The sequence below is a fragment of the Calderihabitans maritimus genome, assembly GCF_002207765.1.
GTDB classification, from domain to species: Bacteria; Bacillota; KKC1; order Calderihabitantales; family Calderihabitantaceae; genus Calderihabitans; species Calderihabitans maritimus.
Genome location: NZ_BDGJ01000111.1, coordinates 49,285 through 72,588 on the forward strand (window position 1 = coordinate 49,285; position 23,304 = coordinate 72,588).

Below are 23,304 nucleotides of genomic sequence, written 5' to 3' on the forward strand. Positions count from 1 at the left end.
GGGGGTAAAGCAGTGAGTAGAATTAAACTTTTCAATGAAAAAGCTTTGGAATTAATTAAAAAAGAGATGGTACGGTGGGAGAATGAAATTTTAAAAGATAAGGGTGGAGATGAAGATTATTTTACGGAATCCGGTATTCCTATCAAACTATTGTATACGCCCGTCGATATTTCCGAGCTGGACTATTTACAAGATATTGGATTTTCAGGGGATGAACCTTATGTAAGAGGGGTTTATCCCAATATGTACCGGGGAAGGTTGTTTACCGTTCGCCAGTTGGCCGGGTTCGGAGGGCCGGAGGACTGTAACAAGAGAATAAAGTTTTTGCTGGATCATGGAGCTACGGGTGTCAATATCGTCTTTGATCTTCCTACTATCAGGGGATACAATTCCAGTGATCCTGAAGCGGAGGGTAATGTGGGACAGTGTGGTGTGGCGATAGATTCTTTGGAGGATATGGAAGCCCTCTTTGATGGTGTGCCTGTTGATGAAATATCTGTTTCGCTCGTGACACACCTTCCCAGTGTTTCGGTAGCCCTGTTGGCCATGTATGTGGTTATGGCCGAAAAACGGGGTATCCCGTTGGAAAAGTTGGCCGGTACGACCCAAAATGATTTTCTGATGGAGACTACCATAGGAAGCGCCCCGGAGATTCTTCCTCCCCGCCATTCTTTTAGATTTCAGTGTGATGTGGTAGAGTATGCTGCCCGTAACTTGCCTCGCTGGAACTCTATCAGTTACAACGGTTATAACTTGAGAGAGGCTGGAACCAACGCTGTGCAAGAAGTAGCTATAGCTATTGCCAATGCTATTGCTACAGCGGAAGAGTTGGTCAGAAGAGGGTTGCCGGTAGACAGCTTCGCCCGTCGGATGTCTTTCTTCTGGGACCTGTGCAACGACTTTTTTGAGGAGATAGCGAAATGCAGGGCATCGCGGCGGGTTTTCTATAAAGTGATGAAGGAGCGGTTTAAGGCTCAAAATCCCAGGTCCCTCCTTATGCGATTTCATGTGCAAACGGCGGGAATTACCTTGACCAAGGTGGAACCGCTGAATAATATTGCCAGATCTGCTATCCAGGCGTTAGCAGCTATTTTGGGTGGAGCCCAGTCACTCCATGTTGACTCTTTTGATGAAGCCTATTCGGCTCCTACCGAGGAAGCCGCTCTCGTTTCGCTAAGAACCCAGCAGATCCTGCAAACGGAAACTAATATTGTTAATACGGTTGATCCTTTAGCTGGTTCCTATTACGTTGAGTATTTAACCAATGAAATGGAGAAGCGCATTTTTGAGTATATCGAAGAAATAGAAAGAAGGGGTGGCATTGTAGCAGTTACGGAAAGCGGCTGGCTTCACCGGGAAATCTCTAATTATGCTTACGAACAGCAAAAGGCCATAGAAACAGGAAAGAAAAAGATTGTGGGAGTTAACTACATGCGGTCAGAGCAGCAAGAACCAGAAATTGAGGTATTTCGTTACCCGGAAACGGAACAGAAGCAGAAGGCCAAGCTGGAGGCGCTCATGAAGAAGAGAGATAATGCCAAGGTAAAAGAGTGCCTTGAAGTGGTAAGAGAAAAACTCAAGACCCAGGAAAATATAATGCCCTACGTGATTGAAGCCGTAAAAGTCAATGCTACATTGGGAGAAATAGAAGAGGTATTCAGGCAGGAGTTTGGTTTGTGGCAGTTTCCACTTACTTAAATTAATATAGATAATTTCTTGAATTGAGGAGGGAAATTATGGATAGAAAAATCAAGGTCGTGATAGCTAAACTGGGACTGGATATACATTGGCGGGGTGCGGTTGCAGTATCTCGCTTATTGCGGGATGAAGGTATGGAAGTCGTTTATCTGGGCAATCAATTTCCGGAAGCTATAGTAAATGCTGCCGTGCAAGAAGGCGCGGATGTGGTGGGGCTGAGTACCTTAGGCGGGAACCATTTAACCGTCGGACCTAAGGTGGTGCGACTTTTGAAGGAAAAAGGGTTGGAACAGATACTGGTAGTTATGGGAGGAGTTATCCCGCCTGACGATATTCCACTTCTGAAGAAAGCGGGGATTGCAGAGGTTTTCGGACCGGAGACACCTATTAAGGACATAGCTGACTTTATCCGGAAGCAAGTAGGAAGCCGGATTGCCAGCTAGGGATTTTTGCCACGGTATATCAAACCGTGGCCATTCCCAAAATCCATCTTGTTATCCAGAGGGGGATGTTGAATGGGAAGATTTGAGGAGATTAAAGTCGGAGACTCGGCAACCTTTACTAAGACCGTTTCCGAGACAGACATTGTTTTATTTGCTGGAATAACGGGCGATTTAAATCCGGTACACATAGATGAAGGCTTTGCCAGTAAAACGATCTTCCAGAAACGGATTGCCCACGGAATGTTAAGTGCGGGTTTCATATCCACTGTATTAGGGACAAAACTTCCCGGTCCTGGTACCATTTACCTTTCGCAAACGCTAAGTTTCAGAGCACCTGTCTTTATCGGGGACAGCATTACGGCCAGGGTGGAAGTAATTGAGAAGCTGCCGGAAAAACAAAGATTAAGATTGAAAACCGAATGTTTCAATCAGGAAGGCAAATTGATAACGACCGGTGAAGCCCTGGTAATGTTTAAAGAATAGCAGAAAATACGTAAAATTGGAATTTTCCCTGTGTCAGCCTTGCAACACTGTCTTACCGGTAAAGTGTAGCGGTGAAACAACGAATTCCAAAAAATCGTTTGGTATTTGGGCATTTCTGTTCTGGCACAGCCTTTGCTTTTATTAATTTATAGCTGAAACAGTATTTATCTCGATCATGGTGAAGGTAGTTATTCGGTCCGGTTACATACCGGAGAGCCAATCACACTGAAACTCGATTTTAGCTTGCTTCTGGGGAAAGGAGGTGTATCCGTTGAAACTACAACTACCCAAGTCAGTACAAATAACTGAATTGTTGGCCCGGGACGGCCTGCAAAACGAAGATCGATTTATACCAACGGAAACCAAAATTTACTTTGTAAATGCCTGTTCAGAGTTAGGTTTTGCCTGCGTAGAAGTGACCAACTTCAGCCACCCCAAATATCTCCCGCAGTTTCGTGATGCTGAAGAGGTATTAAAGAGGATCAAGAGGAAACCCGGGGTTATTTACAAATGCTACGGTATGTCTGATAAAGCTTTTGAACGGGCAGCGCGGGCAAAAGAAGCCGGTTACGGTCCGGATGTGATGGCTTTTACTCTGTCTATCAGTGAGACACATAACTTACGTAATGCCAACCGTACGCACAAAGAATACTGGGAGCAGATTCCCCGATGGATAAAGCTGGCCCATAGCGTGGGCATTAAAGTAGATATGGCCCTGGCTACAGTATTTGGCTGTCCCATTGAAGGGCCGGTACCGATCAGCAGGACTTTTGAATTTATTGAGAGGGGATTGGAGTTAGGGGTAGATAGTGTAACTCCTTGCGACACCACAGGAGAAGCTTCTCCGGACCGGGTTTTTGAGTTTTATTCGGAATTACGGGAACGTTTCCCCGATCAGGACGTTCATGCAGCTCATTTTCACGATTCCAGGGGTATGGCCTTAGCCAACAACCTGGCTGCTCTTCTGGCAGGGGTGACGAAATTTGAAAGTTCCCTGGGGCAGTTGGGAGGTCAGCCTGCATTTATAGTTGATGGAGTGCCGGGAATCGGGACTGGGCCTAATTACTGTCCCAGTGAGTTGACGGGCAACTGTTCCACCGAAGACTTGGTAGTAATGTTTGATGAAATGGGAATTGATACGGGAGTAGATGTAGATAAGGTCTTAGAACTTGGTCGATTGCTGGAAAGAGTGTTAGGACGAGACTTGAGGCCTTACTGTACGAAGACCGGCAGAATTCCCAAAGGAAGGACTTACTGGAACGCTATTCCGCCTTATAATTCTGCCTACTGGGCCTACCCCCAGAGACCTATGCCGGAAGGCATAACCGAAGCCGCCAGTTCTAAGGAGGAATCCAACAGTTAAATCAAGTCCTTCCTCCGGAGGAATTCCAGGCTTGAAAAAGCCCGACCGGTTGTATCTCTCAAGTCCTCCCTCCGGAGGAAGGCAATAACATGACCTGGTGAAAAGGGTGAATTATATGCGGTTTGCCGGTATAGATGTTGGTTCGCTTACGGCAAAGGTAGTCATTATCGATGAACAAGGGGAAATAGTAGGATATGAAGTGATCCCTACAGGCATTGGCGGTAAAGAAGCTGCACGAAGGGTAATGGATAGAATACTGGAGCGTTTAGGGCTTAGTTACGAAGACATTTATTTTACTGTAGCTACAGGTTACGGAAGAGTTAGTGTGCCCTTTAAGGATAAACAGGTAACGGAGATTACCTGCCATGCGAGAGGAGCTCACTGGTTATTTTCAGATGCCCGGCTGGTCATTGATATTGGCGGACAGGACAGCAAAATAATCAAACTGGGAAAGGGCGGCATGGTAATTGATTTTGCGATGAACGACAAGTGTGCAGCTGGGACTGGACGTTTTCTGGAGGTAATGGCCAACGCTTTGGAAGTCAAGGTAGATGATCTGGCGGAGTTAGCTGCCCAGTCTAAGAATCATATCGAAATTAGTAGCACCTGTACTGTTTTTGCCGAAAGCGAAGTAATCTCCCGCATTGCCGAAGGAACCTCAAGGGCCGACATTGTAGCTGGTATCCACCGGGCTGTAGCCAGTAGGGTTTATGCTTTGTTAAGAAGTAAGACGGCCGAGAAATATGTTGAAGGGAGTATAGTTATGACCGGTGGAGTTGCTAAAAATAAGGGGATGGTAAATGCCCTGGAAGAAAAGATAGGCGTTAGTATACGGGTGCCTGAAGAGCCTCAAATTGTTGGTGCTTTGGGAGCAGCCGTAATAGCGCGGGAAAATTATCGAAGCAACCAAGTCACAGTCAAAAATAAATCCTGAAAAATCAAAAAAGTTGTAAAAATTAAGCAAAGGAGGAATGGCTCGTGAATCTTGCCGACGGTCTAAGGATAAACTCATGGAGGCATCCGGATAAGATAGCGGCAGTTTTTGAAGACAAACGGGTGACGTATGCCGAATTGAACGCTCGAGCCAACCAGTTTGCCCATGCCATGTTAGAGAAAGGCTTCCGTCGGGGCGACAAAGTTTCTATAATCCTGCATAACTGTATAGAATTTCTGGAGATATATCACGGTTTAGCGCGCATAGGAGTAGTTTCCGTACCTATAAACTTTCGTTTAGTGCCTGCGGAGAGAGAATATATCATAAACAACTCTGATTCTGTAGGGCTGGTATTAGGTACTGAGTTTGTTAAGGATTTGAAGTGGGATAATATTCCAAACATAGCCAAGGGAAGAGTAATTGTAGTAGGGGAGAAGGAAGAGACACCTGAAGGTTTGATTAACTACGAAGATTTCATTGCAGGAAAACCGGATTATGAGCCGGATGATGTAGAGCAAAAGGAGACAGACTTATTCTATTTAGGTTATACTTCCGGAACTACGGGATTTCCCAAAGGAGCGATGATCCAGACGAGGGGTACTCTGGACATTATCAAGAACGCCTTGATAAGGAATGCGAACCGTAAAGGCATAGACATATCCAAGAGAGTTTTTTTAGCCATCATGCCAATTTGTCATTCCAACAGCATATGGGCCACCCTTATAACTTTCTGGGTAGGGGGGACCAACGTAATCTTCCCTTCCGGGAAATTCGATCCGGAGAAGGTTCTGCAGATAATAGAGCGGGAGAAAGTAACGACTACTTCCATGGTACCGACCATGATTACACGCATTTTAGAGCTGCCGGATGAAATTAAAAATAAATATGACATATCGTCCTTACAGTCCGTAGGGTCCTCATCCGCGCCGTTGCACACCAAGACTAAAGAGGCGGCATTACAGTTTTTCAAGAATGCCCGGTTTAGTGAAGGTTATGGTTCGACCGAGACCGGTGCGCTGACGACTTTGCGGCACAAGGATCAGATGAGGAAAGTGCGGAGCATTGGAAAGCCTAATCCGGGGATAGAAATCAAACTGATAGACGAAGAAGGAAATGAAGTTACCGAACCGGGCAAGGTGGGAGTGCTTTGGGCCAAGACGCGGTCGGCATTTGTCGGCTATTATAAAGATCCTGAGAAAACGAAAGAAGCAATAAATGGGGAATGGGTTACAGCGGGTGACATGGCCTATTTCGATGAAGAGGGGTACTACTACCTGGTGGACAGGAAACACGACATGATAATCAGCGGAGGAGAGAACATCTATCCCGCAGAGATTGAAGAGGTCCTGATTAAACATCCAAAGATTTCGGAAGTAGCGGTGATTGGAGTTCCCAATGAAGAATGGGGTGAAGAGGTTAAAGCAGTAGTCAAGCTTAAGGACGGCGAGACAGCAACGGAGGAAGAAATATTAGAGTGGTGCAAGGGGAAACTTGCCGGTTATAAACGTCCCCGCAGCGTCGATTTTGTAGAAGATTTCCCGCGTACGGCTACCGGCAAAATTATCAAAAGATCGTTGCGGGAACCTTACTGGAGAGGACAGGAACGGATGATTTAAAGAACTGTAGCTAATTTTGCGGGGGAGATAAAAACTATGCTGAGGAAACCTATTGAGGGCGAGAAAAAAGTATTTATGACGGGGAATGAAGTAGTAGCATGGGCTGCTCTGGCGGCGGGAGCGGAAATCATGTATGGTTATCCAATCACGCCTCAGAACGAAATCATGCACTACTGGACGCGGCTGGCGCCCAGATTTGGAAGAAAATTTTTGCAGACCGAGGATGAACTATCGGCGGGATTTACCACTTTGGGAGGGGTCCTGTCGGGAGTCAAAGCCTTTACCGCTACGGCAGGACCCGGAAACACCCTGATGCAGGAACCCATGTCCATGGCGGAAATGATGCGCATTCCTTCGGTAGTTATCATTCAACAACGGGGTGGTCCTTCAACAGCCACGGTTATCTATTCGCAACAGGAAGTAACCATGACCTGCTTTGGAGGCAACGGAGAGGGATTGAGAGTTGTGTATTCAACTGCGTCCCACCAGGAACTATTTGACTATACCATTAAAGCATTTAACACAGCCTGGAAATACAGGTTTCCCACCTTTGTTCTGGGCGACGGATACCAGGCCAAGATGCGGGAACCTTTGGAAATATATGATCCCGAGTTAAGAGGTATACAACTGGTAGATCCTGAGCCGTATGTAGTAAGACCGGGTATCATTGGAATTGACCGAGAAGCTGCTCACCTGCGTAACACTTATAACACCGAGGAAGAACTATATGAAGTAATATCCGGACATATAAGGGACTATGAAGCGGTTGCTGGGGAAATCGAGGAATACGAAACCTGGGCCATAGAGGACGCTGAGATAGTTGTAGTAAGCCATGGTGTAGTGAGCCGGGCTGCCCGGATGGCGGTGGAAGAACTTCGCGCATCGGGAATTGCCGCGGGATACTTTCGACCAATTACCTTAAGGCCTTTTCCTGTCAAGCACCTGCGGGAAATTGCCGACCGGGTGAAGGAATTGTTAGTGGTCGAATCAGCCTACGGTCAGCTGCAAAAACTGGTACAGATAGCGATTTACGGATCGAACGCTTCTATTTCCGGGCATTTAAAACCTGGGGTTGGGGTGACTGCTGCCGAAATTGTAGCTAAGGTAACCGAATTGAGGCACGGGAAAGATAAAGGAGGCATCCGTAAATGAATTCCTTGGCGCAGATGCCTAGATGCTGGCGATTGGCTTCCAAGCCGCACAAATTTTGTCCCGGCTGTGGTCATGGATTGGCTCTTAAAGCTCTGGGAATCGCCATTGATGAGTTGAACATTCAGAACAAAGTAGTATTCGGCTGTGATATAGGCTGTTCCTTGCTGGCGTGGGACTTTTTTGATGTCGATACGGTGCAGACACACCACGGTCGCACCACACCGGTTATCGCCGGTATCAAGCGGGCCCGGCCAGAAGTGATAGGTATTGCTTATATGGGAGATGGAGGCGGTTATGCCATTGGCTCCCAGCACCTGGTAAATGCGGCGTCCCGTAACGAAAAAATAACAGTTATCCTGATAAACAACACCAATTATGGCATGACGGGCGGACAAATGGCACCTACTACTCTATTAGGACAGAAGACCGAGACAACTCCTTACGGAAGAACAGTAGAGGAAGCAGGATTTCCTACCCAAGGGCCGGAGATGGTTAAAGCCATAGCCGGAGAAAATGCATATGTTGCCCGGGGCACAGTCGCCAATGTTAGGCAGCTCAAACGGTTTTTCCTGCGAGCTTTAGAACATCAGATTGCGGGCAAGGGTTTTTCCTTTATAGAAGTTTTATCGAGCTGTCCCACTAATTGGCGTACCAATGCCCGAGACACCTGGAAGTTTCTCGAAGAAGAAATGACCAAATACTTCAAAGTAGGTGAAATAGGAGTAACCGCAGCAGAAAAGGAGGTAGCGGCATGTCCCGAATAACCAAGATAGTGATAGCCGGAGAAGGCGGGCAAGGGGTTCAAGCGATAGCGGAGATAATAGGCGAAGCAGCTTATGAAGAAGGGAAGCAGGCCCTCTATATCCCTAACTTCGGGGTGGAACAGAGAGGAGGGGTTTCGGTAGCTTTTATTCAGGTGTCGCGGCAAAAGATAGGGTCTCCCAAATTTGACAAGGCCGATGTAGTGGTTGCACTCAGTGACCGGGCAGTCAGGCGAACTCGCCAGTACGTCAACAGTGCTACCATATTTGTATACGATTCATCTATTCAGGGAGTGGAAAAAGATTTACCCGACAACGCTTGGGAAGTGGTTAAACTACCCGCGCTGGAAATTGCCAAAAAGAAGTTAAATCCTCGAGTTTTCAATGTAATTATCTTAGGGACCATAATAAAAGCTACCGGGGTGATTACTGAAGCCAAAGCTAAAGAAGCTTTAGAGAAAAAGCTAGGGCATAGATTTCAACAGGATCCCCAATTGCGCGTTTTGAACCACAAAGCCCTGGAAGAAGGTATAGGTTTAGTCCAGAAATGTTTCAGAGGAGGGACAAGTGGTGTCGGTGGCTTTTAAGACCAGAACCATTGAATTAGAAAAAGCTCGTTTTCACATAGTTACAGGACTGTGTAAAGGCTGCGGATTATGTATCGAGAAATGCCCTCGGCAAACCCTGGGCTGGTCTGAATACCTAGGGGTTTACGGTACTCCCACCGTAGAACCGGGGCATGGAGAAAAGGAATGCAACGGGTGTAGCCTATGTCAGATTGTATGCCCTGATTGTGCCATTTTGGTGGAAAAAAGACGGTAATTTGTACTGCTAACTTGCAACTGTAACGTTCAGAAAATACTGAAAATTTAGATGCGGGGGCCTGTTTAAATGATTGAGAAAATACGAAAGACGTACGATGCTTTGCCGATTAAAAATGAAAGTATTAAACGATGGAAGGACACTGGTAATAAAGTATTCGGGTACATGTGTAACCACGTGCCTGAAGAGATCCTTTTTGCCGCCGGCATATTTCCGGTAAAGTTTTTAGGGAGTCCCGTCGACATTGTAGAAGCCAACCAGTATCATTCCATTTATATGTGTCATTACGGTCGAAGTATTTTAGAACTGGGCCTGCAAGGGGAATACGCCAACCTGGATGGAGTGGTGGGAGCGTATTCCTGCGAGGGAGGATGCAACCTGATCCAGGTTCTCATGGAAACCGTTGAATTTTCTTATACCGAGTTTCTCCATTTTCCCCATAACGCCAAAACTGATCTGGCTTTTCGCTTTTTGCTCAGAGAATTTAGTCGTTTTAAAGAGTCCTTAGAAGAATATATCGGCAGCCAGATAACGGATGATGCGTTGAAAGATGCCATCGCTGTTTATAACGAGAACAGGAAGCTGCTCCGCCGGGTTTACGACCTGAGGGGGCAGGAGAAGATACCGCTCCTGACTGGCGTTGAGGTTGGAGAGATAGCTCGTTGGGTGATGGAGGTTCCAAAATCAGAGGCCAACGCTATTTTGCGGGAGGTAATCAAAGAGGCACAGAGACGAGTAAAGAAAGAATTTTCGGGTCCTAGAATCCATGTTACCGGAACTGTACTGCCGGACTTGGAATTGTTTGAACTCGTGGAGGAATTAGGCGGAATGGTGGTGTCCGACGATTTGTGTACGGGAAGCCGATATTTCTGGGACCAGGTCGCAACCGATTTGCCGCCGCTGGAGGCCCTGGCCAGATATAAATTAGAGCGTATCCCCTGTTCATCCATGTGTTCTGAATTTGTGGCGGAAGACAGAGTCAAACATATCCTGGACCTGGTCGAAAGGTACAGAGTAGACGCAGTTATATTTACTACCCACAAATGGTGTGACTCGCAGCAGATGGACCGGCCGTTCATGATTAAGGAACTGGAAAAGGCCGGGTTGCCGGTACTGTCGGCAGAGATAGAGCGAACAATCGGTGCTGGGCAGCTCAAAACAAGGTTACAAGCATTTTTTGAAATGATAGGGGAGCAGAAAAATGTCAGCTAAATCCATTAAGACCGATAAATCTAAAAAATCGTTGAATACAGCAAAAGAAGTATACCCGTTACTCAAGGCCTATTATCAGGAGGCCAACCGGGTTAAGAAAGACCGGTCGAAAAAAGTTGGCTGGGTGACGGGTGCGGGAGTTGTGGACCTTACCTGGGTTTTTGATAATGTGCTTCCAGTATACCCGGAGAATTTTAATGCTTCTTGTGCGGCAAAACAGATAACGCCGCCGCTGCTGGAGATTTCGGAGAGTGCAGGTTTTGCCCGTGATCTCTGCGGATACTTCCGTAATACTTACGGGTATATGCTGGGGGGGAAGAATCTGGACCTCCCGTTTGCTGGAGGCGGGATGCCCGAACCTGACTTTTTACTGGGTGACAGTGGGGCTTGTATGTTTCATTTGAAATGGTGGCGGCAGATGGAGCGCTTTTATGATTACAAAGTTCCCACCTTTATTTTGGAGGTCCCTTACATTACTCCGCGCATGACTTTGGACCAGATAGAGGAACATTACTTGGAGTACACGGTGGACCAGATCAAGCGCTGCCTGAACTTCTTGGAGGAAGTTACTGGCAAAAAATTGGATGAAGACCGTCTCAAAGAAGTAGTGAGATTGTCGGGCGAGGCTTCTGCCTTGTTTGAAGAAGTTCAGCAGTTGCGGAAAAATGTTCCCTCTCCGGCCGCCTCAGAAGATATGTTGTCTTGTCTGATGCCTATAGTCCAGTGGGCCGGAAGCCAGGAAGCAGTGGATTTCTACCGCCGTTTGCGAGACGAAGTGAAGGAAAGGGTGGAAAAAGGGATAGGGGTGATAGAAAACGAGAGGTTTCGTCTTTTGTTTGACAATATTCCGCCTTGGTATACTTTAGGAATCTTTAATTATCTGCACAACTTCGATGCAGTAAGCGTGATAGAAACCTATACTCAGTATTTTCACTACAGTCGCGGTCGAATGGATCCTGCTAAACCATATGAAAGTTTGGCCAGAAAGTACCTGTACGGGGTCTGGTACATGACTTCTCTGCGACAAAAATTACCCCATCTGATCATTCCCAAGGCTCTTGATTATCAGGTAGATGGTATCATCAGTTTTATTCTGTACGGATGTAAAATAAGTTCCGGCTTTCTACCATACCAGAGAAAAATCTTTGAGGAAAAGTACGGCATTCCCACTCTGATACTAGAAGGTGACATGGTGGATCCCAGGGATTATGCCGACGCCCAGGTTAAGAACCGGATTGAGGCATTTTTCGAGATGCTGGAGACGAGAAAACAGGCAAGAAAATGGGTCTGAATACGTCTCGCCTAAGAGGAAAATCGTGGAGGAGGTTGGATGATGGGAATTCAAACCATAGGTATAATCGGAGCCGGCCAAATGGGCAGTGGTATAGCCCAAGTGGCCGCTAGCAAGGGTTTTAAGGTAATCTTGAATGACATTAATGAAGAGATCCTCCAGGGGAGCTTAAAGACTATCAGCAAACACATCCAACGAAGCGTAGACAAGAACAAGATCAGTGCGGCTGATAAGGACCAAATATTAGAAAGGATTAGGACCACTACCAGTCTGGAAGAATTCAAGGAAGTAGATTTTGTGGTGGAGGCCGCTACCGAAAAGGTTCAGCTTAAGTTGGACCTCTTTCGCCGGTTAGACCAGATATGTTCACCCGATGTTATCTTAGCGACTAATACGTCGTCTATATCTATCACTCTAATAGCTACGGCTACTACCCGCCGGGACAAAGTAATCGGTATGCACTTCATGAACCCGGTCCCGGTCATGCGGTTGGTAGAAGTGATCAGAGGGTTTGAGACCAGTGACGAAACCTACCAGACGGTAGTTCAACTGGCTAAAGAGTTAGGGAAAGTACCCAGTGAAGCAAATGATTACCCTGGATTTGTGGCTAACCGAATTTTGATGCCCATGATTAATGAGGCGATATACGCCCTGTATGAAGGTGTAGCTACTAAGGAGTCAATTGATACCATCATGAAGCTTGGTACCAACCAACCGATGGGACCGCTGGAATTAGCTGATCTTATAGGATTAGATACCTGTCTGGCCATTATGGAGGTATTATACGAAGGTTTTTCCGATTCCAAGTATCGCCCGTGCCCGTTACTTAGAAAAATGGTAACTGCTGGTTACTTGGGACGTAAAGTGGGGAAAGGTTTTTATGAATATTAATGGCTGTTTATACCGGTTAAAAGGCAGTATGTTTAGAAAGAGTTTTAGCTGGAGGGGTTAATGGTTGAGTGTAGGGAGGTGGGAAATATGTTGTAGGGGCGGAATGGAGCGCTTGCGGGGGCAGAGGGATTTGCAAACGAAAAAGTTAGGTGAGAAAACTGAAAGTAAGACAAAAGAAAGGAGAGATAGTGAATGGTAAGATTAGGCATCGAATTTGATGAAGAAGCCCAAAAGAAATTAGATATTCCTTTAGGGCAACGGGAACTTTATCCCAGCGTAGGGAAATATATAGCCGAGATTTTGAGGGAACAGGGCGTTAATATTGCTTTCGGAGTTCCCGGAGGACATATCTGGCATTTTATAGACGCCATTTCCCGCATAGGGATCAAAACAATTACCTTTGCCCACGAACAAAATGCCGTTTATGCCGGTGAAGCTTATTCGCAGGTCACCCAAAAACCTGCTGTTTGCTACGGCACGGTCGGACCAGGTACAGGCAACTCCTTTTCGGCCATGCAACAAGCCTGGCTTTCCAACACGCCGATAATTTACTTGGCTGGCGGAATTGAGGTTGAGCACGACGGCTTATTTAACACCATTCAGGAGAGTTATGCCCACCGTTTCTTCGAACATGTTACCAAGTGGAGCCCGCGGGTAATCTACCCGTGGCAAGTCAAACAATTCCTGACCAGGGGTTTCAAAATCGCCCAGGCGGCGCCCAGAGCACCGGTGGCCTTTGAGCTGGGTATTGACCTTTTATTCTCCAAAGACGATGAGATGAGACAGCATTACTGGGGTGGCTTCTTCCAGAAACATAGCGATTACGTAGAAAAATGGCGCGGCGAGGATACACCAAAACCGCTTACTTCCGCTGCCAACCCGGAGGCTGTGGCCAAAGCAGCTAAAGCTATTGTAGAGGCCAAGAGACCGTTCCTTATCATAGGAGATCAGGCGGCCTGGGATCAAGCAGGGCCAGAAATGGAAGAATTTGTTAATTTAATGAAGATACCTTTCACCACCAGAAGGTTGGGCCGGGCGGTAATTTCTGAAAAACACAAAAATTATCATCGGGGGTTCCCGCCCTTTAGAAAAGACATTGACTTGATGATCAGTGCCGGCTTGAAAGTAGGTTTCTTCGATGGTTACGGCCGGGGCTGGCCTCAGACAATTCAAATTTCCAACTGTCAGGAGCAGGTATGGACCTACATTAAAACCCTGGAAGTTCTCTTGGGGAATTTAAAGGCGGTGTTCAAGCAGCTTAACGATTATATCAAGGCCAACAACTTGCAGGCACAGCTCAGTCCGGAAAGAGATGAGTGGCTGAGGAAGTGCCAGGAAAGCCATGCGCAAGCGGTATCCAAACGACGGGATAAAGCTTACAAGTATGGACCGGATCATCCGCGCTACCGGGAAAAAGATATCCTGCATTATGGTTATATGTCGCAGATTATCAGAGAGGTCAATGATGAACTGTATGGTAGCAAGACGAGAGTAATGATTGACGGTTATACCATGTCCGATTTTGTCATGCCCTACCTGGAGTTTACCAGACCTGCCTCCTGTATCACGGCCAACGACCAGGCTGGCGTAGGACACGGTGTTGGCCAGGCGATAGGTGCCGCCTTTGGCGATATGGAGAAGGGTGAGCTCCTGCCCATACTGGCCCTGATGGGCGATTCCGGTATGATGAACGCCGGATGGGACGTAGAGGTTGCCGTAAGACATAAACTACCTATTGTTTATCTCGTGACTAATAATGGTGGCTGGATGCCCGGTATGAAGTATATTTGGTACGGGCCGAACTGGGATGTGCTCGGTGATCAGGATGTTTACGGTAATATCTGGCAAGGTCATAAGCAGATGGGTGAAGAGCGGCCAATCGATATTCAGTTTGAAAAATTTGCCGAATCGATTGGTGCTTACGGTATGGTTTGCAACCGATCAGAAAAATTCAGAGAAGACCTCAAGAAAGCTTACTCCATCGCCGAGAAAGGACAACCGGTTGTTATGAACTGCATTATGGATCAACATTTAGTTAACAGAGCAACTATGGGACCTGCTTACTGTCTGATGTATGCTCATATCCCCTATCATGAACTACCTTATAGAGGTAAGGCCGCGAGAAAACGCTTCCTCAGCCAGTGGTTTGAAGGCCTCAAGAACGAACCTGATATGGCCTTCCCAGACTCCTGGGAACCTCTTACGGAAGAAGAATTTGGCTATGAGCCGAAGGAAGAGTTCTTTAAATAAAGCTGAAAATTTACTATAGACCTTTGGCCTCCCTTCGGGGGGCCAAAGGTAAATTAATTTTTATTAATCGGAGGGGACGGTGTTCTATATGGAGTTTTCTAACTCCAGTAAATTATATTTGACAAAGACGGAACTCAGTAAGAAGGTAATTATGGAAACAGTATCTAATTACTACCACAATGTAGAGTTTCCTGATAGTATTTACATTGCCTTAGATCATTGTCTCACCTTTGGTAAGGGAAGCGTTGTTAATATAATTGAGGATTTAGAATCAGCTTTAGATTTTATTCCTATAGCCAGAATCGACCAACTGGTTCTAAATATTCCTCAAAAGGAGGAATTTTATCAATACTTTAGCGAAAAGTATAAAGTGACTAATCCCGAAAATATAACGCCGCAGATGGAAGAAGAATTTTGGAACAATTATCGGTGGAGATTTGCCTCCGAGGTCGGCGGAATAAAGATCATTTGGGAGTAGGTAAAAATGTTAGCCAGGATAAAGCGAAATTCAAAATGTATTAATTGTGGCTTTTGTGAATATTTAGTAGAATGCCCTGGTGGAAATAAGATTTGTTTGGGTTGTGGAATATGTGTTAAAGGCTGTCCTACAGGGGCGCGATCGTTATACTTTTTTAACCAGGACCGGGTTTCGACAAACGTTATTGTTGATGGAGAACGTTACTCCGTACCTGCCGGCATAACTGTTGGCCAGGCTTTAGAATTTATCGGGAAAAACTTAAGATCTTCCCAGAATTGCTGTAGTGGAGGCTGCTTTAATTGCGCGGTATTGGTTAATGATAAGCTGGTAAGGAGTTGTTGTACGGAAATCCTGGAGGAAATGGAGATAATAACCCAACCGAAAGAAATCGAGAGACATCCGCCCCTTAGGCTGGTATCGCTCTACCCGAACTATTTTCATGCCAGTGTTTCTGTTTTTACCTGCGGTTGCAATTTCAACTGTGATTTCTGTCATAATTGGAACATCACCTTTGCCTCTACCGGAACGCCTTTAAACCCATTGGAGGCCGCCGGTTTGGTTAACCAGATGATAGGTTCCAAGGGCAACTTCCGGATCGGAATATCAGGGGGAGAACCGACTTTAAACCGCAGGTGGTTAGTGGCTTTTATTGGAGAACTAAAGGCTAAATATAAACAGCTTAGAATTCAGGTAGATACCAATGCATCGGTTCTTACGAAAGATTATATTGATGAGCTATATGATGCAGGTATGACCGATATTTCTCCGGACCTTAAGGCCCAGGAACTTGATACTTTCATAAAGATAACTGGAGTTAAGAACAAGGAGCTTGCCAGGAGGTACTTAGATACTGCATGGCAAAGCATTGAATATATAGTTGCTAAGTATGCCAATAAACTTCACCTTGCAGTTGGCCTTCCTTATCATCCCAAACTTATTTCGGAGGAAGAATTGTTCAGTATGGGCAAAAGACTGGCTTCTCTGGACAGGAACATAGATGTCAACCTCATTGTGTATCAGTCGGCCTTCAGGATGAGAGGGGAAGGGGAAGCATCCGACCGTCACATTGACCAGGTGATGTCATTGCTAAGCGATACAGGTCTTAAAAGAGTATGGTGCCAGGAGGGAGAAGATATTCCTAGGGCAGTTGATCCTGATGATTTAGCCCTGGGGGGAGAAGATTTTTGAGCCTGGGGAGGAATTAATATTGCTAGATCGGTTAAGAAGGCTACAATCTCTGATGCAGGATCATGCTTTTACAGGAGCCCTTTTAATGCATCCGAGGGATGTCTATTACTATGCTGGTACGGCCCAGCCCTGTAATCTTTTTGTGCCGCAGGACGGGGAACCGATCTTGTTTATCAGGCGGGCTTGGGATTTTGTGAAGAAGGAAACTTTTCTGCCGGCGGAGTGTCAAGTTGATGGGGGGAGTCTACGGGTTGTCAAGCAGGAACTGGAACGGCGGGGAATAAAAAGCGGTACCATCGGAATCACGGAAGATGTACTACCGGCGCTGCTTTATAACAAAATAAAGAGGGAATTAGCAGGTTTTTTGTTTAAGAATATTTCTCCTCTGATTTTAGAACAGCGGATGGTGAAGGACGTCCGAGAGATAGAAGCTATTAAGAAAACAGCTGCCCTCTACAAGGTAGCTCACCAGGCAATTATGGAAAATCTCCGGGATGGTATTACCGAATTGGAATTGGCTTCCCGGGTGTTGGGGTCTTTGAGGGCTTGTGAGCTGGAAGGAATAGTCAGAAACCGGCGTTGGGATGCTTCTTTACATCCGGATGGTATCATAGCGGCTGGTGAAAATTGTTGGGAAATATCTGGCAGCGCTATGACGGTTACGGGAATTGGCCTTAGTCCCTCTTTGGCGTGGGGAGCTTCAACTAAAGTGATAAGAGAAGGGGAACTGGTGGTCATTGATATTCCGCTCAATCGGCATGGTTATCATGCTGACATTGCGAGAACTTATGTGGCAGGAAGGGCCAACAGCCGGCAAAAAGAAATTTTCGAGGCAGTCCTAGAAATACAAGACAGGGTTATAAGAGAAATACGACCGGGAGTAAAGTCAGACTATTTGTATAACGTGGCCGAAAGTACTGCCTCGGAACTAGGTTATCTGGAATACTTTCAAGGTTATGGAAGAATGAAGGGGAAATACATAGGTCATGGGGTGGGTTTAGAGAATGATGAACCACCGACTCTCGATCCTATTGAGTCTGTAACCCTACAAGCAGGTATGGTACTGGCTATCGAACCAAAGTTTATCATTCCAGGTTGGGGGGCGGTTGATATAGAGGACACTGTATTAGTTACGGAGAAAGGAGCTGAAATCCTAACTCCGGTAGAAAGAAAATTATTTGAAGTTATAACTTAAATTAAAGAAAATAAACTTACGGAGGGGGAGGTGTTTAATGGATTTTAAGAATATCAAGTTTCAAGTGGATGAGGGTGTGGCGACTATCACCCTGGATCGGCCGGAGTTCTACAATGCCATCAATGTTCCCATGGCGGAAGAGCTTTCGAGAGCGCTGGAGCTTTGTAATGATTCCCAGATTAGGGCGGTAATAATTACTGGTTCGGGTAAAGCCTTTTGTTCCGGCGGCGATCTCAAGGTCATGCAGGAAGGAGTGAAGACAAAGCAACTGGACAAAGTTATCGGAGACATCACCAAAGTATTACATAGAGCAATTACTGATCTCCGGATTTTACCCCGCCCGGTAATCGCAGCCATCAACGGGCCTGCCGCTGGAGCCGGAATGAGCCTGGCTTTAGCTTGTGACCTGCGTATTGCTTCCGATACGGCAAAATTCCGCCAGGCTTACACGGCCAACGGTTTGGTACCGGATGGAGGGTGGACTGTTTTCGTTCCTTTACTGGTAGGCTTGGGTAAGGCCAGCGAACTGGTTTTCACGGATCCGGTTATCGATGCGCAAGAAGCTTTACAGATGGGACTGGTCAGCAAGGTAGTACCACCGGAGGAGCTACTGGTTGTGGCACAGGAATGGGGCCAAAAGCTGGCCGCGGGAGCTACTTTTGCCTTTGCTCAAGCTAAAATGCTTCTGAATAGTTTCCTGTTACCGACGCTGGAAACTCAACTGGAGAAAGAACGTCAAGCCATGATTGCCGCCGGGAAAAGTGAGGACAGTAGGGAGGGAATCCTGGCTTTTCTGGAAAAAAGAACTCCCCAATTCAAAGGGAGATAAGTCGGCCTTTGCCAATTTTGTTATATTATTATCATTTTAGCCTTTGACTATTCTTACTGCCAATTGCCGACCTGTCTCAAATTGTAGCCTGAATGGAAACAGCAATTCATCCTTCGGACTGCTGAGTTTTTACCTGGATGAGGCGAGAAAATTTGAGCATAAAATTTTTTTAATTTTAAAAAAATAAAAAAATATTAGGAAAGGAGTTGGAAAACATGAGAGAAGTCGTAATTGTCAGTGCGGTCAGGACTGCCATCGGAAGTATGGGTGGAACCTTAGCAGGAGTGCCGGCGGTTGAATTGGGAAGTGTGGTAATTAAGGCTGCTTTGGAAAAGGCGGGAATCACTCCGGACCAGGTAGATGAGGTAATTATGGGTAATGTTTTGCAGGCTGGATTAGGACAAAATCCGGCCCGGCAGGCAGCTGTCCGGTCTGGAATTCCGATAGAAAAGCCGGCTTTTACCATCAATAAAGTATGCGGGTCGGGCTTAAAGGCTGTCAATCTGGCAACTCAAGCCATCAGGGCCGGTGATGCGGAAATCATAGTAGCCGGTGGTATGGAAAATATGAGTGCCGCTCCCTATCTTTTAAGTAAGGCTCGCTGGGGCTATCGTATGGGGAATGATCAATTAATAGATTCCATGATCAATGACGGTCTATGGTGTGCTTTTAATGATGTTCATATGGGAATAACTGCCGAAAATATTGCGGCTAAATATAACGTTACCCGGGAGGAGCAAGACGAATTTGCGGCCAGAAGTCAACAACGAGCCGAGAAGGCTATTACTTCTGGTAGGTTTGAAGATGAAATCGTTCCGGTGAAGGTTCCTCAAAGAAAAGGCGATCCCATTGAGTTTAAGCAGGACGAATTCCCGCGCTTCGGAACCACGGTGGAGAAGCTGAGCAAATTACGGCCTGCCTTCAAAAAGGATGGAACCGTTACCGCCGGTAATGCTTCCGGGATTAACGATGGAGCAGCCGCTTTAGTCCTTATGTCAGAAGAAAAAGCCCGGCAATTAGGAATTCAGCCGTTGGCCAGGATAGTGGCTTATGCTTCAGCAGGAGTAGACCCCGCGATTATGGGAATGGGGCCAGTTTATGCTACCCGGAAAGTTCTGGATAAGGCAGGATGGACTGTTGAGGAAATTGATTTGGTGGAGGCAAATGAAGCATTTGCGGCCCAAGCCGTAGCCGTAAGTCGAGAATTAGGGTTTGATCCAGACAAGACTAATGTCAACGGTGGGGCAATAGCTCTAGGACATCCCATTGGTGCCAGTGGCGCTCGGATTCTGGTTACCCTGATTCATGAAATGCTCAAGCGGAACAGTTCGAAAGGTCTGGCCACCTTGTGTATCGGTGGAGGGCAGGGTATTGCCACTTTGGTTGAAAGGTGAGGACGTATTGATTGGATAATGGTGTAGAGTGGTATTCTTCCTTAAGTGGCAGAAGTCCTTCCAAAACAAGGAAGGACTTCTATCCTAATTTTAAGGTTACTTCATGGCAGTGGTCGCAGTAAACGGCAAAAATGCTGGATATCAAAACTGGTTCTCCTTCTTGAGAAAAATCATCACTGGCAAAAAAACTCACCGGCCCGGCTATCTTACCTATGGCGATTTTTTCACTTCTACATTTAGGACAAGTTTTTAGATCCGCTTTATTTTGCACGGAATTTACGAAACGGAAATTATCAATACCAAAAACTACAGCCATACCTGTCCCCCCCCCTTCCGATGTTTATGACCCGACAATTAAAAAACCTTCCGGACAAGAATCCAGAAGGTTAAAGCTTTCTTCCTGCTTTCCTTCCGTCTTGGTCCTACCTGGCTCCAAGCGGCAATTTTGGACAACTGCACTAAATTATGAAAATCGCAGTATGGCTCCCATAAGATGCCATCTGATGTAAATATTATAACATTAAAAGGTGGTAGCTGCAACTGTAATAAAAATTAATCTTTTAATAAAGATTCGAAGAAAATTGCAAAAAATGTAACTTAATGGCATCATTGCAACCAACCGGTGTGACCGAGAAGATAAACGGATGAATTTCCATTCAACCACGATAAATAACCATTTACTCTTGAATATAACCGTTGAGCAGATAGATATTATGAAATGCAATTCACAGACTAAAATGACCATTAGGGAGCGGCATTTTCCAACGGGGACAGTTTTATTGACCGGCTTTAAGGAGAAGTGATAACATAAATAATGAGATAATTTTTAATTTTAAGACAATTTAAAGGAAGAAAGGAGGGCTGTTTGTGGAAAACTCGTGGCTAGTCACCCCATCGGCTTGCGGTTGTGACCTTAAGGAATTAAGCAGAAAGTTGGAAAAATCATGGGAAACATTTGTTACTTACCGGGACTTAGAAACTAGCCGCGTGAGGAACGTAATAGGTGAATCGTGGCGCAGGTGTGAAGAAAGAGGTATTAATCCCCAACTTCTCAGAGCAATGATTGTTTTAACTGATGATGAATTGGCAGAGATTAGGATGAAAAACGAGCTTATACAGGTGTCGGAACCTTATCTAAGATTGCTGGCAGATATTATTGAAGGGACTAACCACCTGGTTGTACTGTGTGACGCGAAGGGACGCATTTTACAAATATACGGAAACGAAGAAGTTAAATATAGGGCCTCCGAAATGAACTTTGTGTGCGGTGCCGATTGGAGTGAGCAGGGGGCGGGGACCAATGCTATAGGTACAGCTATAAGCATAAATAAACCCGTTCAGGTATTTGCGGCAGAGCATTTCTGCAGAGGGTGGCATGGTTGGACTTGTTCGGCAACACCTATTAGAGATCCTGTTACCAGAGAGCTTATTGGGGTTTTGGATCTCACCGGTTATCGACAATCTCACCAGCCACATAGTCTAGGAATTGTGGTAGCCCAGGCCAATGCTATTGAAAAGGAGCTGCTCAAACAAGATATATTGAAGCAGCAACAAATAATGGAAGCTTTTATTCAGGCTGAGAAAGATTATAGCACAGACGGAATTATAGCTTTAGATTCCAGAGGTAGGATTATTCAGGTAAATGAAAAAGTGAGTAGAGTTCTGGCTATTGATACCAGAGAATTAGTAGGGCAGCCAGCCAAAAAACTACTTAACAACATTTATACTCTAAGTCGAGAAGTAACGGAACAGAGAATCAGGGAAAAAGAAATTAAAATTGAAGAACAATGTAAGTTGTCCGGTTACAAGGCTACGGCAAAAATGGTTGAAAGAAATGGGAATCCAATAGGTGCGCTGGTAATAGTAAGACGGTCTAAACGTTGTCCTGTAGAAACCCGACCACATAACTTCTCTGCCAAATATACTTTTCAGGACATCATATGTGAAGATGAAACTTTTAAAGAGACTTTAGAAATGGCTAAAGAAGCTGCTAAAAGTGAGGCCACTATTTTAATCCTGGGAGAGAGCGGTACCGGAAAGGAATTGGTGGCGCAGGCAATACACACGGCCAGCAGCCGGAGGTATAAGCCTTTTGTTTCTATAAACTGTGGAGCGATACCGAAGGAATTGATTGGTAGTGAGTTGTTCGGTTATGTAGGGGGAGCTTTTACCGGGGCCAGTAAGAACGGAAATCCTGGCAAATTCGAGCTGGCCAATGGGGGAACTATATTTCTTGATGAAATTGGAGAAATGTCTTTGGAGGAACAGGTCAACTTCTTACGCGTGCTGGAAGAAAGAGAGCTGGTACGTATTGGAGGGAAAAAGGTTATCCCAGTTGATGTGCGAGTTATTGCAGCTACCAATAAAGATTTAATGGAAGAAGTTAAGGCTGGTCATTTCCGGGTAGATCTTTACTACCGTTTAAATGTAATTACTTTAAGAATTCCGCCTTTACGGGAAAGGAAAAAAGATATTCCTTCTTTAGTCGAACATTTTTTAGATGAATTTGGGGCAAGCTATTACAAGGTTGATCCTGAAGTAATAAACTTGTTCATGAATTACGATTGGCCGGGTAATGTCAGGGAATTGAAAAATGTTATTCACCGTATGGTAGTCCTGGCTAACGAACCACAGTTAAGAATTGATCAAGTTCCAAGAGAACTTATGTCTTCAACCCCTGCGGACACAACGGCTGTACAACTAGGGCCGGTTGAACGAGCGGAAAAGGATATGTTATTGGAGATTATTCGGGAATGTGAGGGAAATATAAGCTTGGCTGCCCGAAAATTAGGGGTGGCTCGTAGTACGTTATATAGGAAAATAAAAAAATATAATATTTCATAAAATGTTTTATAAGAGTTAAGATTTTGCAATAAGGTTCCCCATGAAGGGGTTTTTTTATTTTCAAGGTTCATAATATGTAGGCCGGGAGAACCCGGCGCCCGGTGCGCAGGTTAAACCTTTTCTCTTTCCAACAGGCTCCTTTCGGCGCGCTCTATGGCCAGTTTCACCAGGTTACCACAGTTGCGGGAAGAAACGCCTCCCCAACCTTCAGTCCGGACGATGTGGTCTACCCCCAGTTCCTTAGCCAGTTCATACTTGAGTTCTTCAGACATTAAACCGCGCCTTCTAGCCATAAAGAACCTCCTTGAAAATAATTTATTATACTACGCACCATTTATATTTTTTGTAGTTTTGGTTTATATATGTTGTATTTTTTCTGTCACCGGAAGAACTTTTTTCACTTATACATTTTAAAATATTTTTCCCCAAATAATAATGGCAAAAAAGAAAGGGGAAAATT

At 45.6% G+C, this 23,304-nt stretch carries 22 protein-coding genes; 20 read left to right on the forward strand and 2 right to left on the reverse strand.

Annotated features, from left to right (window positions below; all coding sequences use genetic code 11):
- Positions 1-12: 12 nt before the first annotated feature.
- The 19 genes from KKC1_RS09390 to KKC1_RS09480 all read left to right on the forward strand — a co-directional run bounded on the left by KKC1_RS09390 (position 13) and on the right by KKC1_RS09480 (position 20,000).
- Positions 13-1,698: an acyl-CoA mutase large subunit family protein gene (locus tag KKC1_RS09390; protein ID WP_238134262.1), complete on the forward strand. Its 1,686-nt coding sequence runs from the start codon at positions 13-15 to the stop codon at positions 1,696-1,698.
- Positions 1,699-1,736: 38 nt separating this feature from the next.
- Entirely contained in the window at positions 1,737-2,141 is a 405-nt protein-coding gene (locus tag KKC1_RS09395; RefSeq protein ID WP_088554202.1) for a cobalamin B12-binding domain-containing protein, read from the forward strand.
- Between the two features lie 72 nt (positions 2,142-2,213).
- On the forward strand, positions 2,214-2,624 hold the full coding sequence (locus KKC1_RS09400; RefSeq protein WP_088554203.1) for a MaoC family dehydratase: 411 nt from the start codon (positions 2,214-2,216) through the stop codon (positions 2,622-2,624).
- 271 nt (positions 2,625-2,895) lie between these two features.
- Entirely contained in the window at positions 2,896-3,987 is a 1,092-nt protein-coding gene (locus KKC1_RS09405; RefSeq protein ID WP_192868169.1) for a hydroxymethylglutaryl-CoA lyase, read from the forward strand.
- Positions 3,988-4,102: 115 nt separating this feature from the next.
- The gene (locus KKC1_RS09410; RefSeq protein ID WP_088554205.1) at positions 4,103-4,921 is read left to right on the forward strand and encodes an acyl-CoA dehydratase activase; all 819 of its coding nucleotides are present in this window, start codon (positions 4,103-4,105) and stop codon (positions 4,919-4,921) included.
- Between the two features lie 44 nt (positions 4,922-4,965).
- Entirely contained in the window at positions 4,966-6,537 is a 1,572-nt protein-coding gene (locus KKC1_RS09415) for a class I adenylate-forming enzyme family protein (protein ID WP_088554206.1), read from the forward strand.
- Positions 6,538-6,573: 36 nt separating this feature from the next.
- Complete coding sequence (locus tag KKC1_RS09420) at positions 6,574-7,689, forward strand: ferredoxin oxidoreductase (protein ID WP_088554207.1); 1,116 nt, start codon at positions 6,574-6,576, stop codon at positions 7,687-7,689.
- Entirely contained in the window at positions 7,686-8,453 is a 768-nt protein-coding gene (locus tag KKC1_RS09425) for a thiamine pyrophosphate-dependent enzyme (protein WP_088554208.1), read from the forward strand. Before KKC1_RS09420 ends, KKC1_RS09425 begins: the two co-directional genes overlap by 4 nt.
- Positions 8,441-9,037, forward strand: a complete 597-nt coding sequence (locus KKC1_RS09430) for a 2-oxoacid:ferredoxin oxidoreductase subunit gamma family protein (protein WP_088554209.1) — start codon at positions 8,441-8,443, stop codon at positions 9,035-9,037. The genes KKC1_RS09425 and KKC1_RS09430 overlap by 13 nt, the downstream gene beginning before the upstream one ends.
- Positions 9,027-9,272 carry a 4Fe-4S dicluster domain-containing protein gene (locus KKC1_RS09435; RefSeq protein WP_192868181.1) on the forward strand — a complete coding sequence of 82 codons (246 nt, stop codon included), beginning with the start codon at positions 9,027-9,029 and terminating at the stop codon, positions 9,270-9,272. Before KKC1_RS09430 ends, KKC1_RS09435 begins: the two co-directional genes overlap by 11 nt.
- Positions 9,273-9,341: 69 nt before the next feature.
- Positions 9,342-10,484 (forward strand): 2-hydroxyacyl-CoA dehydratase subunit D, encoded by a 1,143-nt coding sequence (locus tag KKC1_RS09440; RefSeq protein ID WP_088554211.1) that lies wholly within the window; start codon positions 9,342-9,344, stop codon positions 10,482-10,484.
- On the forward strand, positions 10,474-11,775 hold the full coding sequence (locus KKC1_RS09445) for a 2-hydroxyacyl-CoA dehydratase subunit D (RefSeq protein WP_088554212.1): 1,302 nt from the start codon (positions 10,474-10,476) through the stop codon (positions 11,773-11,775). Before KKC1_RS09440 ends, KKC1_RS09445 begins: the two co-directional genes overlap by 11 nt.
- Before the next feature lie 42 nt (positions 11,776-11,817).
- Positions 11,818-12,666: a 3-hydroxybutyryl-CoA dehydrogenase gene (locus KKC1_RS09450; protein ID WP_088554213.1), complete on the forward strand. Its 849-nt coding sequence runs from the start codon at positions 11,818-11,820 to the stop codon at positions 12,664-12,666.
- A 192-nt stretch (positions 12,667-12,858) separates the two neighbouring features.
- Positions 12,859-14,916: a thiamine pyrophosphate-binding protein gene (locus tag KKC1_RS09455; protein WP_088554214.1), complete on the forward strand. Its 2,058-nt coding sequence runs from the start codon at positions 12,859-12,861 to the stop codon at positions 14,914-14,916.
- 151 nt (positions 14,917-15,067) lie between these two features.
- Positions 15,068-15,394 carry a hypothetical protein gene (locus tag KKC1_RS09460; protein WP_143288723.1) on the forward strand — a complete coding sequence of 109 codons (327 nt, stop codon included), beginning with the start codon at positions 15,068-15,070 and terminating at the stop codon, positions 15,392-15,394.
- Positions 15,395-15,400: 6 nt separating this feature from the next.
- Positions 15,401-16,582 carry a radical SAM protein gene (locus KKC1_RS09465; protein ID WP_088554216.1) on the forward strand — a complete coding sequence of 394 codons (1,182 nt, stop codon included), beginning with the start codon at positions 15,401-15,403 and terminating at the stop codon, positions 16,580-16,582.
- Positions 16,583-16,601: 19 nt separating this feature from the next.
- Positions 16,602-17,777, forward strand: a complete 1,176-nt coding sequence (locus tag KKC1_RS09470; RefSeq protein WP_088554217.1) for a M24 family metallopeptidase — start codon at positions 16,602-16,604, stop codon at positions 17,775-17,777.
- A gap of 37 nt (positions 17,778-17,814) precedes the next feature.
- On the forward strand, positions 17,815-18,606 hold the full coding sequence (locus tag KKC1_RS09475) for an enoyl-CoA hydratase/isomerase family protein (protein WP_088554218.1): 792 nt from the start codon (positions 17,815-17,817) through the stop codon (positions 18,604-18,606).
- A gap of 215 nt (positions 18,607-18,821) precedes the next feature.
- Positions 18,822-20,000 carry an acetyl-CoA C-acetyltransferase gene (locus tag KKC1_RS09480; RefSeq protein WP_088554219.1) on the forward strand — a complete coding sequence of 393 codons (1,179 nt, stop codon included), beginning with the start codon at positions 18,822-18,824 and terminating at the stop codon, positions 19,998-20,000.
- A gap of 79 nt (positions 20,001-20,079) precedes the next feature.
- Here the strand turns inward: KKC1_RS09480 and KKC1_RS09485 are convergent, their stop codons facing one another.
- Entirely contained in the window at positions 20,080-20,316 is a 237-nt protein-coding gene (locus KKC1_RS09485) for a hypothetical protein (RefSeq protein ID WP_088554220.1), read from the reverse strand.
- Between the two features lie 551 nt (positions 20,317-20,867).
- Between KKC1_RS09485 and KKC1_RS09490 the strand changes: the two genes are divergently transcribed.
- A complete protein-coding gene (locus KKC1_RS09490) occupies positions 20,868-22,844 on the forward strand; it encodes a sigma-54-dependent Fis family transcriptional regulator (protein WP_088554221.1) in 1,977 nt (658 codons plus the stop codon).
- Positions 22,845-22,954: 110 nt separating this feature from the next.
- Here the strand turns inward: KKC1_RS09490 and KKC1_RS09495 are convergent, their stop codons facing one another.
- Positions 22,955-23,137, reverse strand: coding sequence for a small, acid-soluble spore protein, alpha/beta type (locus tag KKC1_RS09495; protein WP_088554222.1), 183 nt, complete (start codon positions 23,135-23,137; stop codon positions 22,955-22,957).
- Positions 23,138-23,304 lie beyond the last annotated feature (167 nt).

Excerpts from the sequence above, each read along its gene's own strand:
- KKC1_RS09395 (WP_088554202.1), top strand. The coding sequence starts at position 1,737 with ATGGATAGAAAAATCAAGGTCGTGATAGCTAAACTGGGACTGGATATA.
- KKC1_RS09400 (WP_088554203.1), top strand. The coding sequence starts at position 2,214 with ATGGGAAGATTTGAGGAGATTAAAGTCGGAGACTCGGCAACCTTTACT.
- KKC1_RS09410 (WP_088554205.1), top strand. The coding sequence starts at position 4,103 with ATGCGGTTTGCCGGTATAGATGTTGGTTCGCTTACGGCAAAGGTAGTC.
- KKC1_RS09420 (WP_088554207.1), top strand. The coding sequence starts at position 6,574 with ATGCTGAGGAAACCTATTGAGGGCGAGAAAAAAGTATTTATGACGGGG.
- KKC1_RS09425 (WP_088554208.1), top strand. The coding sequence starts at position 7,686 with ATGAATTCCTTGGCGCAGATGCCTAGATGCTGGCGATTGGCTTCCAAG.
- KKC1_RS09430 (WP_088554209.1), top strand. The coding sequence starts at position 8,441 with ATGTCCCGAATAACCAAGATAGTGATAGCCGGAGAAGGCGGGCAAGGG.
- KKC1_RS09440 (WP_088554211.1), top strand. The coding sequence starts at position 9,342 with ATGATTGAGAAAATACGAAAGACGTACGATGCTTTGCCGATTAAAAAT.
- KKC1_RS09445 (WP_088554212.1), top strand. The coding sequence starts at position 10,474 with ATGTCAGCTAAATCCATTAAGACCGATAAATCTAAAAAATCGTTGAAT.
- KKC1_RS09450 (WP_088554213.1), top strand. The coding sequence starts at position 11,818 with ATGGGAATTCAAACCATAGGTATAATCGGAGCCGGCCAAATGGGCAGT.
- KKC1_RS09455 (WP_088554214.1), top strand. The coding sequence starts at position 12,859 with ATGGTAAGATTAGGCATCGAATTTGATGAAGAAGCCCAAAAGAAATTA.
- KKC1_RS09460 (WP_143288723.1), top strand. The coding sequence starts at position 15,068 with ATGGAAACAGTATCTAATTACTACCACAATGTAGAGTTTCCTGATAGT.
- KKC1_RS09465 (WP_088554216.1), top strand. The coding sequence starts at position 15,401 with ATGTTAGCCAGGATAAAGCGAAATTCAAAATGTATTAATTGTGGCTTT.
- KKC1_RS09475 (WP_088554218.1), top strand. The coding sequence starts at position 17,815 with ATGGATTTTAAGAATATCAAGTTTCAAGTGGATGAGGGTGTGGCGACT.
- KKC1_RS09480 (WP_088554219.1), top strand. The coding sequence starts at position 18,822 with ATGAGAGAAGTCGTAATTGTCAGTGCGGTCAGGACTGCCATCGGAAGT.
- KKC1_RS09485 (WP_088554220.1), bottom strand. The coding sequence starts at position 20,316 with ATGGCTGTAGTTTTTGGTATTGATAATTTCCGTTTCGTAAATTCCGTG.
- KKC1_RS09495 (WP_088554222.1), bottom strand. The coding sequence starts at position 23,137 with ATGGCTAGAAGGCGCGGTTTAATGTCTGAAGAACTCAAGTATGAACTG.